This window comes from Saccharothrix longispora (assembly GCF_030852425.1).
Lineage (GTDB): Bacteria > Actinomycetota > Actinomycetes > Mycobacteriales > Pseudonocardiaceae > Actinosynnema > Actinosynnema longispora.
The window spans coordinates 390513-406676 of the sequence record NZ_NSDM01000004.1 but is presented as its reverse complement, the minus strand read 5'-3'; the positions used below and the strand labels follow the sequence as shown (position 1 = coordinate 406676).

The 16164-nt window shown below is 71.0% G+C and carries 19 protein-coding genes; 6 read left to right on the top strand and 13 right to left on the bottom strand.

Annotated features, from left to right (window positions below):
- Window positions 1-143: 143 nt before the first annotated feature.
- From CKY47_RS12745 to CKY47_RS12710, 8 genes are all read right to left on the bottom strand, one after another.
- Entirely contained in the window at window positions 144-1115 is a 972-nt protein-coding gene (locus CKY47_RS12745; protein ID WP_306745940.1) for a hypothetical protein, read from the bottom strand.
- 87 nt (window positions 1116-1202) lie between these two features.
- Window positions 1203-2093, bottom strand: coding sequence for an SDR family NAD(P)-dependent oxidoreductase (locus CKY47_RS12740; RefSeq protein WP_306745939.1), 891 nt, complete (start codon window positions 2091-2093; stop codon window positions 1203-1205).
- Window positions 2094-2383: 290 nt separating this feature from the next.
- Window positions 2384-3565, bottom strand: coding sequence for an ABC transporter ATP-binding protein (locus CKY47_RS12735; protein ID WP_306745938.1), 1182 nt, complete (start codon window positions 3563-3565; stop codon window positions 2384-2386).
- Between the two features lie 4 nt (window positions 3566-3569).
- Complete coding sequence (locus tag CKY47_RS12730; protein WP_306745937.1) at window positions 3570-4415, bottom strand: carbohydrate ABC transporter permease; 846 nt, start codon at window positions 4413-4415, stop codon at window positions 3570-3572.
- Complete coding sequence (locus CKY47_RS12725) at window positions 4415-5299, bottom strand: carbohydrate ABC transporter permease (protein ID WP_306746018.1); 885 nt, start codon at window positions 5297-5299, stop codon at window positions 4415-4417. The genes CKY47_RS12730 and CKY47_RS12725 overlap by 1 nt, the downstream gene beginning before the upstream one ends.
- An 86-nt stretch (window positions 5300-5385) precedes the next feature.
- Window positions 5386-6612 (bottom strand): ABC transporter substrate-binding protein, encoded by a 1227-nt coding sequence (locus CKY47_RS12720; protein ID WP_306745936.1) that lies wholly within the window; start codon window positions 6610-6612, stop codon window positions 5386-5388.
- Window positions 6613-6805: 193 nt separating this feature from the next.
- Window positions 6806-7297 (bottom strand): general stress protein, encoded by a 492-nt coding sequence (locus CKY47_RS12715; protein ID WP_306746017.1) that lies wholly within the window; start codon window positions 7295-7297, stop codon window positions 6806-6808.
- Window positions 7298-7492: 195 nt separating this feature from the next.
- On the bottom strand, window positions 7493-8689 hold the full coding sequence (locus CKY47_RS12710) for an acyl-CoA dehydrogenase family protein (RefSeq protein ID WP_306745935.1): 1197 nt from the start codon (window positions 8687-8689) through the stop codon (window positions 7493-7495).
- Window positions 8690-8830: 141 nt separating this feature from the next.
- Here CKY47_RS12710 and CKY47_RS12705 point away from each other — a divergent pair, with 141 nt between their 5' ends.
- Window positions 8831-9118: a DUF4190 domain-containing protein gene (locus CKY47_RS12705; RefSeq protein WP_306745934.1), complete on the top strand. Its 288-nt coding sequence runs from the start codon at window positions 8831-8833 to the stop codon at window positions 9116-9118.
- Here the strand turns inward: CKY47_RS12705 and CKY47_RS12700 are convergent.
- From CKY47_RS12700 to CKY47_RS12685, 4 genes are all read right to left on the bottom strand, one after another.
- The gene (locus CKY47_RS12700; protein ID WP_306745933.1) at window positions 9108-9269 is read right to left on the bottom strand and encodes a hypothetical protein; all 162 of its coding nucleotides are present in this window, start codon (window positions 9267-9269) and stop codon (window positions 9108-9110) included. The genes CKY47_RS12705 and CKY47_RS12700 overlap by 11 nt on opposite strands.
- A gap of 98 nt (window positions 9270-9367) precedes the next feature.
- Window positions 9368-9751, bottom strand: a complete 384-nt coding sequence (locus tag CKY47_RS12695) for a DUF4276 family protein (RefSeq protein WP_306745932.1) — start codon at window positions 9749-9751, stop codon at window positions 9368-9370.
- Window positions 9729-10283, bottom strand: a complete 555-nt coding sequence (locus CKY47_RS12690; protein ID WP_306745931.1) for an AAA family ATPase — start codon at window positions 10281-10283, stop codon at window positions 9729-9731. The genes CKY47_RS12695 and CKY47_RS12690 overlap by 23 nt, the downstream gene beginning before the upstream one ends.
- Before the next feature lie 35 nt (window positions 10284-10318).
- On the bottom strand, window positions 10319-11278 hold the full coding sequence (locus CKY47_RS12685) for an HpcH/HpaI aldolase/citrate lyase family protein (RefSeq protein WP_306745930.1): 960 nt from the start codon (window positions 11276-11278) through the stop codon (window positions 10319-10321).
- A gap of 113 nt (window positions 11279-11391) precedes the next feature.
- Here CKY47_RS12685 and CKY47_RS12680 point away from each other — a divergent pair, with 113 nt between their 5' ends.
- From CKY47_RS12680 to CKY47_RS12665, 4 genes are read left to right on the top strand one after another with little or no spacing between them, the layout of a single operon-like run.
- Window positions 11392-11727, top strand: a complete 336-nt coding sequence (locus tag CKY47_RS12680; protein ID WP_306745929.1) for a hypothetical protein — start codon at window positions 11392-11394, stop codon at window positions 11725-11727.
- Window positions 11724-12620 (top strand): aminoglycoside phosphotransferase family protein, encoded by an 897-nt coding sequence (locus CKY47_RS12675; protein WP_306745928.1) that lies wholly within the window; start codon window positions 11724-11726, stop codon window positions 12618-12620. The genes CKY47_RS12680 and CKY47_RS12675 overlap by 4 nt, the downstream gene beginning before the upstream one ends.
- Before the next feature lie 4 nt (window positions 12621-12624).
- Window positions 12625-13878, top strand: a complete 1254-nt coding sequence (locus CKY47_RS12670; RefSeq protein WP_306745927.1) for a magnesium transporter MgtE N-terminal domain-containing protein — start codon at window positions 12625-12627, stop codon at window positions 13876-13878.
- Window positions 13871-14392: a DUF1003 domain-containing protein gene (locus CKY47_RS12665; protein WP_306745926.1), complete on the top strand. Its 522-nt coding sequence runs from the start codon at window positions 13871-13873 to the stop codon at window positions 14390-14392. Before CKY47_RS12670 ends, CKY47_RS12665 begins: the two co-directional genes overlap by 8 nt.
- Here the strand turns inward: CKY47_RS12665 and CKY47_RS12660 are convergent.
- Window positions 14389-14835, bottom strand: a complete 447-nt coding sequence (locus CKY47_RS12660) for a MarR family winged helix-turn-helix transcriptional regulator (RefSeq protein WP_306745925.1) — start codon at window positions 14833-14835, stop codon at window positions 14389-14391. The genes CKY47_RS12665 and CKY47_RS12660 overlap by 4 nt on opposite strands.
- Before the next feature lie 158 nt (window positions 14836-14993).
- On the opposite strand from CKY47_RS12660, the gene CKY47_RS12655 reads away from it, so the two are divergent.
- Window positions 14994-16127: an Mrp/NBP35 family ATP-binding protein gene (locus tag CKY47_RS12655; protein ID WP_306745924.1), complete on the top strand. Its 1134-nt coding sequence runs from the start codon at window positions 14994-14996 to the stop codon at window positions 16125-16127.
- Window positions 16128-16164 lie beyond the last annotated feature (37 nt).

Genomic DNA, 16164 nt, shown 5'->3' with positions numbered 1-16164 from the left:
CGAGTCCAACGCTCAGGACTCTTGAGTTCTACGTTCGAGCCTCACGGCGTTAGTCCCGAATGTGGAACTCAGGGCTCCTGGACGTACGACTCGCGGGGCCTGGACGTACGACTCGCGCGACTTGGGGGTTGGACTCTCGCGGGTCAGCGGGGAGGTTCGAGTTTGGGGAGGGGACGGGCCTGGTCCATCACGCGGTCGGTGTAGCTGTCCAGGAGCCGGGTGGCTATCTGCTGGCCGTAACCGAGGATGACGGCCCACAGGAGCAGGGCCGCCTGGGACGCGACGCCGATCAGGCCCGTGGTCACGCCCGCGCCCAGGGCGAGGATGCCGACCACGGCGAGCGCCGCGCCGAGCAGCACCTTGATCAACGCCTGGTAGCCGACCATCACGTACGGGGACAGGCTGGGACGCCGCCGCAGCAGCAGCACGACCGCCGACAGCACCGCGCCGAACGCGCCGAGCACCTGGACCAGCCACACGTCGGCCCCGCCCGCCGCCTTGCCCGCCGGGCACACCGTGGGCAGCCGCTCCGAGCCGACGCACATGGGCACGAGGCCGGGCTTGACCAGTCCGATCACGCCGAGCAGCGTGTTCACGAGGAACAGCACCACCGACGTGGCGATGAGCTTGTTGCGCAGCGCCCGCGACCCGGCGTGCGCGAAGTCGGACTTGTCGAACGAGGCGCGCAGCGCGTCGACCACCAGCTCCCGCTCGATCGACAGCGGGTACTCCCCCGGCCGCATCTCCTCCAGGGCGACGCGCCGCGGGTCGTCCTCCTCCAGGTTCTCCGCGACCCGCGCCTTGAGGCCGGGCAGCCGCCCGAGGAACCCGGTGCCCGCCGCGACGGTCGCGATCTCGGCCTCGTGCAGCGACCGCCAGGCGCGTTCGATGTGCCACCCGGACCACCAGGACGCCACGGCCCGCCGGCGCGGTTCCTCGCGGGTGATCATGTCCTCGACCACGGCGGCCTCCACCGCGGCGACCTCGCGCCACCGCTGCCCCTCCTGGTCGAGGGGGTCGGGCGGCCCGAGGGCGGCGAGGTCGGCGCGCACGCGGGACAACCGCGACTGGACCACCAGTCGCCAATCCGTGACGCGGGGCGTGCGCGCGGCCATGACGACCATGGTGACACCCCTCCCGACCTGCGCGGACCGCTCATCGGGTGATCGGGGGGAACGCCCGCGGCACTCCCCCCGACCAGGTCACGCCGTGCGGCCGGGCTCCACGAGTTCACGCAGGCGCGGCGGCATGCGCTTCTCCAGGCCGTACGGTTCGAGGTGGGCCTGGAGGACACCGTCGAAGGCGCGCTTGACCGACGAGGTGTCCCAGGTGTCGCTCTCCAGGATCGGCTGCTTGAAGTACGGGTGGCCGACGAGGTGGAGCTGGCGGCCGTTGCACCGCACCACCTGCCCGGTGATGCCGGCCGCGTCGTCGCTGAGCAGGAACAGCACGAGCGGCGCGACCTTGCCGGGGGTGCGGTCGGCGGGGATGGCGCGCAACGAGCGCTCCGACTTCCACACCATTCGGGTGTGCGCGACCGGGCAGACGGCGTTCACCCTGATGTTCTCGCTCTCCAGGTCGAGCGCCCACGACGCGCTCAACGACGCCACGGCGCCTTTCGTCGCCGAGTACGTGCCGAGTTTCCGCTGCCCGAGGAAGGCACCGGAGGAAATGTTCACGATGGAACCGCCGCCCTCCTGCTCGCGCATCGCCCGCATGGCGGCCATGCCGGTGTAGATGACCCCCAGGAGGTTCACCTCGACGGTCTGCCGGATCGTGTCCGGGTCGTCCTCCCACGGCCGGCTCTCGTAGTTCAGGCCGGCGTTGTTCACCAGGCCGTCGACCCGGCCGAACTCGGTCAGGCACATTCCCACGATCTTCTCCGCCTCGCTGGGGTCGGCCACGGTGTGCGCGCTGGCCACCGCCCGTCCCCCGTAAGCCCGGATGTGCTCGGCGACCTGGTCCGCCAGGTCGCCGTCCACGTCGTTCACGACGACGGCCGCGCCCGCCTGCGCCGCGTGCATCGCGTACGCCTCGCCCAACCCCCGGCCCGCTCCGGTGATCACCACTGCTTTGCCGTCAAGAATCCCCATCTCAGCGCTCTTCTCTGTGCTCGGCGGACTCCCCTGCCCCGACTCCGTTCGGTCGTGGTCGTCCCCGCCTTCGACCAAGGGTGGGGATCGCCGCCGGGTGCAGCGCCACTAAAGCGCCCAGGTGCGCGTTTGATGCGCTGAATGGCCCACGCACTTCGTCCCGACCGATGGTCCCGACAGGTCAGTAACGCCCGGTAGTGTTATTGATCGCGCAATCACAAAGGGCCGTCCCCCATCGGGGGACGGCCCTTTCGCCGCGTTTCGACGGTTGTGCGTTCGACCGTCGCGGATCAGCCGTTGTACGTGAGGTTGCGGCCGTTCTTCGGGTCGAACAGCTGCACCTTGTCCGCGTCGAACCAGATCTCGGCGGGCTCCCCCTCGACCGCCGGGGACGACGCGGAGATCCGGGTCACCAGCGGCACGCCGTCGCCGGGCACGTCCGCGGTGCCCGCGTCGGCGGCCAACTCGGCCAGTTCGGCCGACGTCGCCTGCTCGCCCGAGAGGCTGAAGTAGGCGAACTTGTCGGAGCCCATGGACTCCAGCACGTCGACCTGGCTGGTGAAGGTGGCCCCGGACGGGCGGACGTGGTCCTCCACCAGCCGGGCGTCCTCGAAGTGCTCGGGACGCAGGCCCATGATCACCTCGCGGGGCGCGTCGCCGCCCTCCAGCAGCCCGCGCACCCGGTCGGTGAGCGGCACGTCGCCGAGCGGCGAGCGGAGCACGTTGTCCTCCAGCGCCGCCGGTACGAAGTTCATCGACGGCGAGCCGATGAACCCGGCGACGAACAGGTTCGCCGGGTGGTCGTAGAGGAACTGCGGCGCGCCGATCTGCTGCACCGAGCCGCCCCGCATCACCACCACCCGGTCGCCCAGCGTCATCGCCTCGGTCTGGTCGTGCGTCACGTAGACCATGGTGGTGCCGAGCTGCTTCTGCAGCCGCGACACCGACGTGCGCATCTGCACCCGCAGCTTGGCGTCGAGGTTGGACAGCGGCTCGTCCATCAGGAACGCCTTCGGGCTGCGCACGATCGCCCGGCCCATGGCCACGCGCTGCCGCTGGCCTCCGGACAGGTTCGACGGCTTGCGGTCGAGGTGCCCGGTGAGGTCCAGGATCTCGGCCGCCTCGCGGACCTTCTTCTCCACGGTGGTGTCGTCGACCTTCGCCAGCCGCAGCGGGAAGGCCATGTTCTCCTTCACCGTCATGTGCGGGTACAGCGCGTAGGACTGGAACACCATGGCGATGTCGCGGTCCTTGGGCGCGCGCTCGTTGACGCGCTCGCCGCCGATGCGCAGCTCGCCGGAGGTGATGTCCTCCAACCCCGCGATCATGTTCAGCGTCGTGGACTTCCCGCAGCCGGACGGGCCGACCAGGATGACGAACTCGCCGTCGGCGATCTCGATGTCCACGTCCCGCACGGCCACCGCACCGTCGGGGTACTGCTTGGTCACCTTGTCCAGCACGATCTCGGCCATTGACTCACCCCTTGACGGCGCCGGAGGTCAACCCGGCGACGATCCGACGCTGGAAGAACAACACGAACAGGATGATCGGGATCGTGATGACCACCGCCGCGGCGGCGATCGACCCGGTCGGGTCCTCGAACTGGGAACTGCCGGTGAAGAACGACAGCGCCACGGGGACGGTCCGCGACGCCTCGGTCGAGGTGAGCGAGATCGCGAACAGGAAGTCGTTCCAGCAGAAGATGAACACCAGGATGGCCGTGGTGAACACACCGGGCGCGGCCAGCGGCGCGATGACCCGGCGGAACGCCTGCCCGGGCGTGGCGCCGTCCATCTTCGCGGCCTTCTCCAGCTCCCACGGGATCTCGCGGAAGAACGCCGACAGCGTGTAGATCGCCAGCGGCAGCGCGAACGTGATGTAGGGCAGGATCAGACCGGGCCAGGTGTCGAACAGCCCGAGCGTGCGCTCGATCTCGAACAGCGGCGACACCAGCGAGATCTGCGGGAACATCGCCACCAGCAGCGAGACGCCCACCAGCGCCTTCTTGCCGGGGAAGTCGAGCCGGGCGATGGCGTAGGCGGCCATCGTGCCGAACACCACGGCGATCGCGGTGGCGATGATCGCGATGCCGATCGAGTTGACCAGCGCCCGCACGAACTCGGTGGTGGAGAAGATCGACGCGTAGTTGTCGAGCGTCCACGCGCGCGGGATGAAGTTGCCGTCGCCCAAGGTCTCCTTGGTCTTGAACGACAGCGACGCGATCCACAGCACCGGGAACAGCGCGTAGGCCACCACCAGGACGTTGAGGACCGTCCAGCGCGCCTTGCGCGCCGTGGTCTCGGCTCCGCCGATGCCCGCCATCAGCGCCTCCCCCCGCCGTCGCTGCCGGGGGCAGCGGTGCCGAACAGCTTGACGAAGATGAACGCGATGATCGCCACCGCGAGGAAGATCAGCACCGACATGGTCGAGCCGATGCCCAGGTTCAGGCCCTTGATCAGGTTGTTGTAGGTGATCATCGAGACGGACGCGGTGCCCTGCGACCCGGCGGTGAGCACGAACAGGTTGTCGAAGATGCGGAACGCGTCGAGCGTGCGGAACAGCAGCGCCACCAGGATCGCGGGCTTCATCACCGGCACGATGACCTTGGTGAACCGCTGCCAGCCGCCGGCGCCGTCCATCGCGGCGGCCTTGAGCAGGTCGTCCGGCACCAGGGCCAGGCCCGCCATGAGCAGCAGCGCCATGAACGGCGTGGTCTTCCAGATCTCGGCGAGGATCACGACCATGATGGCCGGGATCTTCTGGGTGAGCACCGGGTCGCCGCCCGCGATGGTCTCGGCGAGGTAGCCGGTGCCCGGCGTCCACGCGTACCGCCAGGAGAACGCGGCGACGACGGTGACGATGCCGTACGGGATGAGCGTGGCGGTGCGCACGATGCCGCGACCCACCAGCGTGCGGTGCATGATCAGGGCGAGCGCCATGCCCAGCACCAGCTCGACGAGGACGGACACCACGGTGATCACGATCGTGATCCACACGGCGTTCCACCAGTAGGAGTTGGACAGGACCGTGACGTAGTTCTCCAGGCCGACGAACTCGGTGCGGTCCGGGAACTTCAGGTCGTAGCGCTGGAGCGAGAGCCACACCGAGTAGATGATCGGCCAGCCCGCGACCGCGGCCATGATGAGGATCGCGGGCGCGCACAGCAGCAGGCCCAGGCGGCGCTCGGCCTTCTTGCCCTCGCTCAGCGCGGCCTTCGCCTTGGGCGAGAGCGCCGGTTCGCCCCGGTCTGCGAGCTCGGCGTCGCGGACGGGTTCGGCGTTGATCGACTGGCTCACGGCAGCACCCCCTTGGAGTCGAGCGCGTCCTGGAGCTCCGAGCGGAGCCGGTCCGCGGTCGCCCGCGGGTCGATGTTCGCGGGCGGCGACAGGATCGTGGAGATGACCGTGGAGACGTTCTGGTACGCCGGGCTGCTCGGGCGGGCGCTCGCGTTCTTCAGCGTCTCCAGGATCGCGTCCTTCATCGGGTACGCCTCCGCCATCTCCGGCTCGTCGTACACCGCTTCGATGGTGGGCGGCACGCCGTCGTTGACGGCCTGGAACTTCTGGTTCTCGGCGTTGCGCAGGCACAGCACCGCGTCGAACGACTCGTCGGGGTGCTCGGTGAACGTGCTGACGGCGTAGTTGAGCCCGCCGACGGTGGCCGTGGACTCGCCGCCCTCGACCGCCGGGAAGGGCGCCCACTCGAGGTTCTTCGCGAACTCGGGCTTCTCCTGCGCGGCGGCGTAGACGTACGGCCAGTTGATCATGAAGGCGGCGTCGCCCGCCTCCATGGCCAGGCGCGCGTCGTCCTCGGCGGCGTTGGAGAACGACGGGTCCACCACGTCGGAGGTGGCGAAGGTCTTGAGCACCTCCAGCGCCTTGACCGCGCCCTCGTCGACGACCGCCTTGGTGCCGTTCTCGTCGAGGATCCGCCCGCCCGCGGAGTTGACCAGCGAGTTGTAGAGCACGACCAGGCCCTCGTACTGCTTGCCGGTCGCCTCGACCAGGCCGGGCTCACCCCGGGACTCCAGTTCGGACCCGAGCCGGATCATCTCGGCCCAGGTGGCCGGCGGTTCCTGCACCAGGTCGCCCCGGTACCAGAGGAGTTGCACGTTCGTGTTGTCCGGCGCCCCGTACAGCTTGCCCTCGTAACGCGCGGTCTCCAGGGGCGTCTCCAGGGTGCCGTCCTCGACCTCGGCCTTGGCCTCCCCGGTGTACTCCCTGATCCAGCCGGCCTTGGCCAGCTCCGCGGTCCAGGTGACGTCCAGCGAGAGGACGTCCATGCCCGGGTCCTCGGCGGCCAGTCGGCGCACCATCTGCTCGCGCTGGCCGTCCGCCTCGCGCGGCAGCTTGTGGTAGACGATCTCGTAGCCGTCGGCAGCCGCGTTGCAGTTGTCGACGATCTTCTGGAAGTTCTCCTGCGGGTACTTGTAGACGTTGACGACGATGCCGCCGTCACCCGACCCGCACCCCGCCAGCACGGACGTCGCGACCAGCGCGACCGCTCCTGCGGCGGCCAACCGATGACCTCTGCCCCTCACCGGTCCTGCCTCCTTCCCGACGGCGGAGGAGCCAGACCGCTCTGCCCGGCACCTCGTCGTGCCCACCGGTCGACGTGGAGCCGACCGGTGGATCGAACGTAGGCCCGGTGATCAGGTGCCGCAACCACAGGAGCCCAGACCGGCTCTACCCCATGATCACGAGCGGCAAACGTCAGTCTTTCTTCACCTCCGACGGCCGGAGGGCGAGCTTGGCGAGCAGGTCGCGGCCCCGTTCGGCGGAACGCGGCTGGCACAGCACGTCGTAGCGGCCGGCCACGAGCTGGCTGGCGCTCTGGAAGTCGCGCTTGCCGCGGGTGGAGCTGTAGCCGACGGCGGCGAAGATCAGGCCGAAGGCGATGCCGACGACGAGGCCCGCGACGATCGGCCCGAGGCTCGCGCCGGGGCTGGTGTTGAACAGGCTGAGCAGGACGCCGACGAACAGGCCGAACCACGCGCCGGACGCGGCGCCGGTGCCGAGCACGCGACCCCAGGTGAGGCGGCCGGTGACGCGTTCGACGAGCATCAGGTCGACGCCCACTATCGTCACCTCCTGCACCGGGAAGTCGCCGTCGGCGAGGAAGTCGACCGCCCGCTGCGCCTCCTCGTAGGTGCCGTAGGAGCCGATCGGCCACCCGGTGGGGGGCGTGGGCAGCCGCGGCGGCATGCCGGGTCGGTTCTGGCCGGAGAAGGAACTCGTCACGGTGACCACCTCTTCGCGGTGCTGATCTCCCCATCCTGCCAACACCGCGCGACCGGCGCGAAACGGGTGGAGCCGAAACTGACGCGAACGTGACCTGCGCCGCCCCGGGGGGACGAGTCCCCCGGGGGCCGGTCCCGCGCGGGTCCGGCCCCGGCCCGCTCAGCCCCTGGACCGGTAGTCGCGCAGCAGGCCGCGGCTGATGATGGTCTTCTGGATCTCGCTGGTGCCCTCGCCGATGAGCAGGAACGGGGCCTCGCGCATCAGGCGCTCGATCTCGTACTCCTTGGAGTAGCCGTAGCCGCCGTGGATGCGGAACGCCTCCTGCGTGACCTCGGCGCAGTACTCGGAGGCGATGAGCTTGGCCATGCCCGCCTCGACGTCGTTGCGCGCACCGGAGTCCTTGAGGCGGGCGGCGTTGACCATCATCAGGTGGGCGGCCTCGACCTTGGTGGCCATCTCGGCGAGCTTGAACGCGATGGCCTGGTGCTCGGCGATGGCCTTGCCGAAGGTGCGGCGCTGCTGCGCGTACTCGATGGCCAACTCGAAGGAGCGCAGGGCGATGCCGCACGCGCGGGCGGCGACGTTGACGCGGCCGACCTCGACGCCGTCCATCATGTGGCGGAAGCCCTGGCCGGTCTCGCCGCCGAGCACCTGGTCGGCGGCGACGCGGAAGCCGTCGAACACCATCTCGGTGGTGTCGACGCCCTTGTAGCCCATCTTGTCGATCCTGCCGGGGATGGTGAGGCCGGGCGCGACCTCGCCGTAGCCCTCGGGCTTCTCCACCAGGAAGGTGGTGAGGTTCCGGTGCGGCTTGTCGTGGCCGTCGTCGGTCCTGACGAGCACGGCGGTGAGGTTGGACGTGCCGCCGTTGGTCAGCCACATCTTCTGGCCGCTGACCACGTAGTCGTCGCCGTCGCGGGTGGCCTTGGTGCGGATGGCGGCGACGTCGGAGCCCAGTTCCGGCTCGGACATGGAGAACGAGCCGCGCACCTCGCCGGTGGCCATGCGCGGCAGGTACTTCGCCTTCTGCTCGGGCGTGCCGTGCTGCTTGAGCATGTGCGCCACGATGAAGTGGGTGTTGATCACGCCGGACACCGACATCCAGCCGCGCGCGATCTGCTCGACGACGAGGGCGTAGGTCAGCAGGGACTCGCCGAGCCCGCCGTGCTCCTCGGGGATGGTGAGCCCGAAGAGGCCCATCTCCTTCATGCCCTCGACGATGTCGGCCGGGTAGGTGTCGCCGTGCTCCAGCGCCTGGGCGTGCGGGATGATCTCCTTGTCCACGAAGGTGCGGACCGTCGACAGGATCTCCTCCTGGACGTCGGTGAGTCCTGCGGTCTGGGCAAGGCGCGCCATCGCACGTTCCCTTCGTAGACGCGTGAGGTTACCGGCGAGTATGGACCGGTTAACGCTCGTTCGCGCCACGAGAGTGCTGAGCACCACCCGCTGAACCGAAACAGCGGGTTAGCCTGTGGCCCTTCACCGCGAGGGGGATCGATGCACCAGCAGCCCGGCCACTACCCGCCGCCACCGCCGTACCGGCGCACCAACGGCATGGCCATCGCGGCGCTCGTCACCGCGTTCCTGTTCGCCCCGGCCGGCATCGTGCTCGGCGTCCTCGCCCGGAACGAGATCCGCCGGACGGGCGAGGAGGGCTGGGGCATGGCCACCGCCGGCATGGTCATCGGCGCGATCGTGACCGCGCTGGGCGTGCTGGCGATCGTCCTGTGGGTCGTGCTGGTCGTGTGGCTGGTCCGCGAACTGCCGCCGGTGCCTACGCGCTGATCTCCAGCGCGCCGCCGCAGTGGCGGCACACGTCGAAGAACACGTGGACGTCGCGGGTGCAGCGGGGGCAGTTCCGGAAACTGCGCTGGAGCAGGTCGTCGGCGGGCCTGCGCCGGAACAGCCTCTTCCGCTCGGCTCGATGTCTGGACACGCCCCCCACCATGCACACGGGGTGGGGCATGATCGCCAATCCCCGGCCTGATCTGTGGGAATGCTCACCGCGAGGGCGGGCGGTGAGTGCGCGTCCCGTCACTCTTCGAAGGTGCGCAGCCAGGCGTCGAGGTGCGGGCACACGGCCCTCGCCCGGGCCACGCCGAGTTCTTCGACGGCGATCGGCCCGTCAGGGGTCTTGAGGTAGGTCGGGCAGTAGTCCAGCAGTCGCTTGGACGGCGCGGTGGCCGGGCCGTCGTTGACGAGTTCCGGTCCGCCGGCCGCGGCGACGTCCCGCTTGAGCCGCTCGGCCGACTCCGGCCCGGGGAGCAGACCCGGTTCATCGGCGGCGGCGAACACCCACGCCTCCAACTCGTGCAGCACGAGGTCCGGCCGGAACCGCCGATCACCGACCACCTCGGCCAGGCAGCGCTCGACGTGCTCCACCCGCCGGTGGACGTCACCGGATGGCCGATCGGCCATGCCGGGACACTCGTCGGGGAACGCGCAGTAGTCGAACAGCGTGGTCAGGGAAGTGGTAGACGCGGCAGCCGCGCAGGAGGTCGACGAGGTGGGCGGCGATCGGAACGTCGTCCTCCCGGTCGAGCCCGTGCAAGCTGGTCTCGCCTCGGTTGCCGCCCGAGATGTTCCAGTGGTCGAAGTCGTCCGCCACCACGTCGGAGGAGCGGCTGAGCACCTCGTTCTTGAAGATCAGCTCGTCGTTGCTGCCGGGTTCGAGCACGGCCTCGTAGCTGTGGGGCCGCCCTTCGAGGAACACCCGGATCTCGTCCACCCCGGCGGAGTTGAGCAGCGCGGAAGCGCCGCCGTTGAGCCCCACGAAATCACCCGGGTCTTCCTCGACCAGCCGGCCCAGCAGTTCGAACACGCGGATGAAGTTGCTCTTGCCCGCGCCGTTCGCGCCGATCAGCACGTTCAACCGGCCGAGGTCCACGCGTGCGGAACGGATCGAGGCGTAGCCCTCCACCTCGATCGACCCCGGCTCCCGGTCGGCCACTCGATCGCCCTACCGACCGGGAGCGCCTGAGGGCGTCAGTCCTCCGGCGGCGACCACACGTTCGTGCGGGACATGCCCGCCGCACGCCCCTTCGACGAGATCACCAGCGCCATCTTGCGGGACGCCTCGTCGATCATCTCGTCGCCCAGCATCACGGCCCCGCGCCTGCCGCCCGCCTCGGACGTGAAGTAGTCGTAGGCGTCGAGGATGTTCTCGGCGTGGTCGTAGTCGTCCTGCTTGGGGCTGAACACCTCGTTCGCCGCGTCGATCTGGCCGGGGTGCAGGACCCACTTGCCGTCGAACCCCAGGGCGGCCGAGCGGCCCGCCACGCGCGTGAAGCCCTCGACGTCGCGGATCTGGAGGTACGGGCCGTCGATGGCCTGCTTGTCGTGCGCCCGCGCGGCCATCAGGATCTGCATGAGGATGTAGTGGTACGCGTCGCCCACGTCGTACCCCGGCGGCTGCTCGCCGACGACCAGGGACTTCATGTTGATCGACGCCATGAAGTCGGCCGGGCCGAAGATGATCGTCTCCACGCGCGGCGACGCGGTGGCGATCGCGTTGACGTTGATCAGGCCCAGGGCGTTCTCGATCTGGGCCTCGATGCCGATCCGGCCGACCTCGTAGCCCATGGTCTTCTCGATCTGCGTCAGCAGCAGGTCCAGCGCGTGCACCTGCTCCGCCGTCTGCACCTTGGGCAGCATGACGCAGTCGAGGTTGGCCCCCGCGCCCTCGACGACCTCGGTCACGTCGCGGTAGGTCCACTCGGTGGTCCAGTCGTTGACCCGGACGACGCGCGTGCGCGACCCCCAGTCGCCCTCGTTGAGGGAGGCGACGATGGTCTTGCGCGCGCCGGGCTTGGCCAGCGGGGCGCAGGCGTCCTCCAGGTCGAGGAAGACCTGGTCCGCGGGCAGCGTGCGGGCCTTGTCGATCATCTTCTGGCTCGACCCCGGCACGGCCAGGCACGAACGACGGGGACGCTGCTGGTCGACCACTGGGGTACCTCCTCGTACCGGCCGGTAACTACGTGCACGGGAAGCCTGGCACGCCCTCCGGGTGCCCGCTATTCCGTGAGTCCCGGCTCACAGGGCCGTGGCAGGCTGGACCGGTGGAGATCGAGCAGGTGCTGGACGCCGCGCTGCGCAAGGCCGCGGCGGTGTGGGTGAGGCCGGACGGGCACGACGCGCGGCTGGTGTGGGCGCTGTGGCGCGACGGGGTGGTGCTGGTGGCGGTCGGCGGGTCCGAGCAGGTCGTGCCGGGCCTGGCCGACGGCGTCGCCTGCACGCTCACGGTCCGCTCGCCGACGACGCGCTCGCACCTGGTCGACGTGCCGGTCACCGCCCGTCGCGTCGCCCCGGACGACGACACCGCCGGCGCCCTGCGGGCCGCGCGCCTGAACACCACCCCCGCCTGGGACGAGGTCTTCCGCCTGGAGCCCGCGTGATCACCGTTCCCGCGCACTTCGGCACGCACCTGGGCGAGGAGGCCCTGGCGTGGCGGACGACGCTGCCCGCGCTGGCCACCCGGTTCTGCGCCCGCTGGGACCTCACCCCGGACGGCGCGCTGATGCACGGCCACGTCGCCGTGGTGCTGCCGGTGCGGCGGGCGGACGGGCACCCGGCCGTGCTCAAGCTCACCTGGCTCGACGAGGAGACCCGCCAGGAGCCGCAGGCCCTGCGGGCGTGGGACGGCGACGGCGTCGTGCGACTGCTGGACCACGACGACGAGCACGGCGCGCTGCTGCTGGAGCGCCTGGACCACACGCGGTCGCTGCTCGACGTGCCCGCCGAGGAGGCGGTGGCGGTCGCGGGCGGCCTGCTGCGCCGGCTGCGGCTGGAGGGCCCGGGGTTCCGCCGCCACCGGGTCGGCGACCTGGTGGCGGAGAACGCCGAACTGGGCCGACCGCTGCCGGACGCCCTGGTCCGGGAGGCGCGCGACCTCGGCCGGGAGTTGGCGCGCACCGCCGGCACGACCCTCGTCAACGAGGACCTGCACTACGCGAACGTGCTGCGCGGCGACCGCGAGCCGTGGCTGCTGATCGACCCGAAACCCCTGTCGGGCGACCGCGAGTTCGGCGTGATCCCGTTGCTGTGGAACAGGTTCGACGAGCTGGACGGCGAACGCGGCCTGCGCGACCGGCTGGCCGCGCTGTGCGACGTCGGCGAGCTGGACGCGGAGCGGGCACGGGCCTGGACGCTCTACCGGGCGGTCGACAACCGGTTGTGGGCGCTGCGCGGCGGCCACCGCGCCGTGCTGCCCGCCCTGGAGGCGATCACCGCCGCCGTCCGCCGGTCCACAGTGGAACGCGGCGCGGCCCGCGCCGACGAACTAGCCTGATCGGGTGGTCTCCGTGAACCGCGTCTTCGCCGCCCAGCTCGCCGGCCTGCCCGTGTTCGGTCCCGACGGCGAGTCCATCGGCAAGGTCAGGGACCTGGTCGTCGGCCTCCGCGCGGACCGGCAGCCGCCGCGCGTGCTGGGGCTCGTCCTGGAACTCGCCACCCGCCGACGGATCTTCGTGCCGATGCTGCGGGTCACCTCGATCGACCCGAACGCGGTGACGCTCGCCACGGGCTCGGTGAACCTGCGGCAGTTCCACCAGCGCGCCAACGAGGTGCTGGTGGTGGGCGAGCTGCTCGACGCCCGCGTCACGCTCGCCTCGGGCGCGGCGGCGGTGCTGGTGGACGCCGCGATGGAGCCGTCGCGCACCCGCGACTGGCGGATGACGCGGGTCGCCGTGCGCGAGCGCACCGGGCGGTTGGGCAGGCGCGGACCGGTGGTGGTGCTGCGCTGGGAGGAGATCGCGGGGCCGTCCGCCACGCAGCTCGCGGACCAGCCGCAGGGCGCCCAGCACCTGGTCGCCGTGTTCGAGGGGATGCGCGCCGCCGACGTGGCCCTGGCCCTGCACGACCTGCCCGCCAAGCGCCGCTACGAGGTGGCCGAGGCGCTGGACGACGAGCGGCTCGCCGACGTCATCGAGGAGATGGCCGAGGACGACCAGAAGGACGTGATCGCGCACCTGGGCGACGAGCGCGCCGCGGACATCCTGGAGGCGATGAACCCCGACGACGCCGCCGACCTGCTGGCCGAGCTGCCGGAGCGGGAGAAGGAGCGGCTGCTGGAGCTGATGGAGCCGGCGGAGTCGGCGCCGGTGCGGCGGCTGCTCGCGTACAGCTACGACACCGCGGGCGGCCTGATGACGCCGGAACCGGTGGTGCTGTCCCCGGACGCGACGGTCGCCGAGGCGCTGGCGCACGTGCGCAACCCGGACCTGACGCCGGCGCTGGCGAGCATGGTGTTCGTGTGCCGCGCGCCGACGGCCACGCCGACCGGCCGCTACCTGGGGTGCGTGCACATCCAGCGGCTGCTGCGCGAACCGCCGTCCGACCTGGTGGCGGGCGTGCTGGACACCGACCTGGGGACGCTGTCGCCGAACGCGTCGCTGCCGGACGTGGCCCGCTACTTCGCCACCTACAACCTGGTGTGCGGGCCGGTGGTGGACGAGTCGGACCACCTGCTGGGCGCGGTCACCGTGGACGACGTGCTCGACCACCTGCTGCCGGACAACTGGCGGGAAACGGGGCTGACCCATGCCTGAGCTGCTGCCGCGCCGACGGCTCGACCAGCCGCGCACGCCCGGGCGCTTCCGGTTGTCGCTGGACCCGGACACGTTCGGCCGGTTCTCCGAGCGGCTGGCCCGGTTCATGGGCACCGGGAAGTTCCTGTTCTGGCAGACGCTGTTCGTGCTGGTGTGGATCACGCTGAACCTGGTCGCCGTGTCGTTCCGGTGGGACCCGTACCCGTTCATCCTGCTGAACCTGGCGTTCTCCACGCAGGCCGCCTACGCCGCGCCGCTGATCCTGCTCGCCCAGAACCGGCAGGACGACCGGGACCGGGTGTCGTTGGAGGAGGACCGGTCGCGGGCGGCGCAGACCAAGGCCGACACCGAGTACCTGGCGCGGGAGCTGGCGGCGCTGCGCCTGGCGGTCGGCGAGGTGGCGACCCGCGACTACCTGCGCAGCGAGCTGGAACGCGTCTTCCGCGAGCAGCGCAGGCGCGGCCCCCGGGAGACCGCCAGGGACGAGCCGGTCAAGGACGACGTGCCGTCCTAGTGCCCGTCCCGGTCGACGGAGCCGAGCCGGTCGCACGACCGGCCGAACGCCTCCAGTTCGTCGTCGCCGAACCCCTCGGCGAAGTGCCGCGCCACCCCGGTCAGGTGGGTGCCGGACGCCACGCGCAGCCGGTCCAGGCCCTCGGGGGTGAGCACCGCCACGACGCCGCGCCCGTCACCGTCGGCGCGTTCCCGCAGCACGAGCCCGGCGCGTTCGAGGCGGTCCACCAGCCTCGTCACCCCGGAGCGGGACAGCAGGACGGCGTCGGCCAGCTCGGTCATCCGCAGGCGGTGCTGCGGCACCTCGGCGAGCTGGACGAGGACGTCGTAGGCGGCGAGCGACAGGCGCTGCTCGGCGATCAGCTCGGCTTCCAGGACCCGAGTGAGCCGCGCGTGGGCACGGAGGAAGGATCGCCACACCCCCAGCTCGGTTCGGGTGGGCAACCGGGCAGGTCCGGTTTCCGGCACGGATGGCGATGTTACGGAAAGCACGCAACCGGCTTCGCGCTGCCCCCGGCTACGAGGTGACCAGCCGGTAGCTTGGAGGGGCGGGGCCGGTCGTAGCATGGCCCTCCCACCACTGAAACCCCTAAGGCGCTCCCGTGACTCTTCCTTCCGTTGACGACGTCCAGAAGGCGTTGGCCGGTGTCCAGGACCCCGAGATCCGGCGCCCCATCACCGAACTCGGCATGGTCAAAGAGGTCGTCGTGGGCGGGGACGGCGTGGTCGACGTGGCGATCTTCCTGACCGTCGCCGGCTGCCCCCTGCGGGACAAGATCACCGCCGACGTGACGGCCGCGGTGTCCGCGCTGCCCGGTGTCGCGGGCGTGCGCGTCGCGCTGGACGTGATGAGCGACCAGCAGCGCACCGACCTGCGCAAGTCGCTGCGCGGCGGTGTCGAGGAACCGGTCATCCCGTTCGCCCAGCCCGGCTCGCTGACCCGCGTGTACTGCGTCGCGTCGGGCAAGGGCGGCGTCGGCAAGTCGTCGGTGACGGTCAACCTGGCCGTGGCGATGGCGGCGCGCGGCCTGTCGGTGGGCGTCGTGGACGCCGACATCTACGGCCACTCGATCCCCCGGATGCTGGGCACGGACGGCAAGCCCACCCAGGTCGAGAAGATGATCATGCCGCCGCAGGCGCACGGCGTGAAGCTGATCTCGATCGGCATGTTCACCCCCGGCAACGCCCCGGTCGTGTGGCGGGGCCCCATGCTGCACCGCGCGTTGCAGCAGTTCCTCGCCGACGTGTTCTGGGGCGACCTGGACGTGCTGCTGCTGGACCTGCCGCCGGGCACCGGCGACGTGGCGATCTCGGTGGCGCAGCTCGTGCCGAACGCCGAGATCCTGGTCGTGACGACGCCGCAGCAGGCCGCGGCCGAGGTGGCCGAGCGGGCCGGGTCCATCGCGTTGCAGACGCGGCAGCGGGTGGCGGGCGTCATCGAGAACATGTCGTGGCTGGAGCTTCCCGACGGCACCCGCATGGACGTCTTCGGCTCGGGCGGCGGCCAGGCGGTGGCCGACTCGCTGACCCAGGCCGTGGGCGCCGACGTGCCGCTGCTCGGCCAGGTGCCCCTCGACCCGCGCCTGCGGGAGCAGGGCGACGCGGGCACGCCGATCGTGCTGGCGCACCCGGAGTCGGCGGCGGGCCAGGTGCTCGACCGGGTGGCGGGCAGGCTGTCGACGAGGTCGCGCGGCCTGGCCGGCCGCCTGCTGAACGTCTCCCCCGCCGGCTGCTGACCCACGCCCCACCGCCCCGCGCACCGGAGAGGCCCCT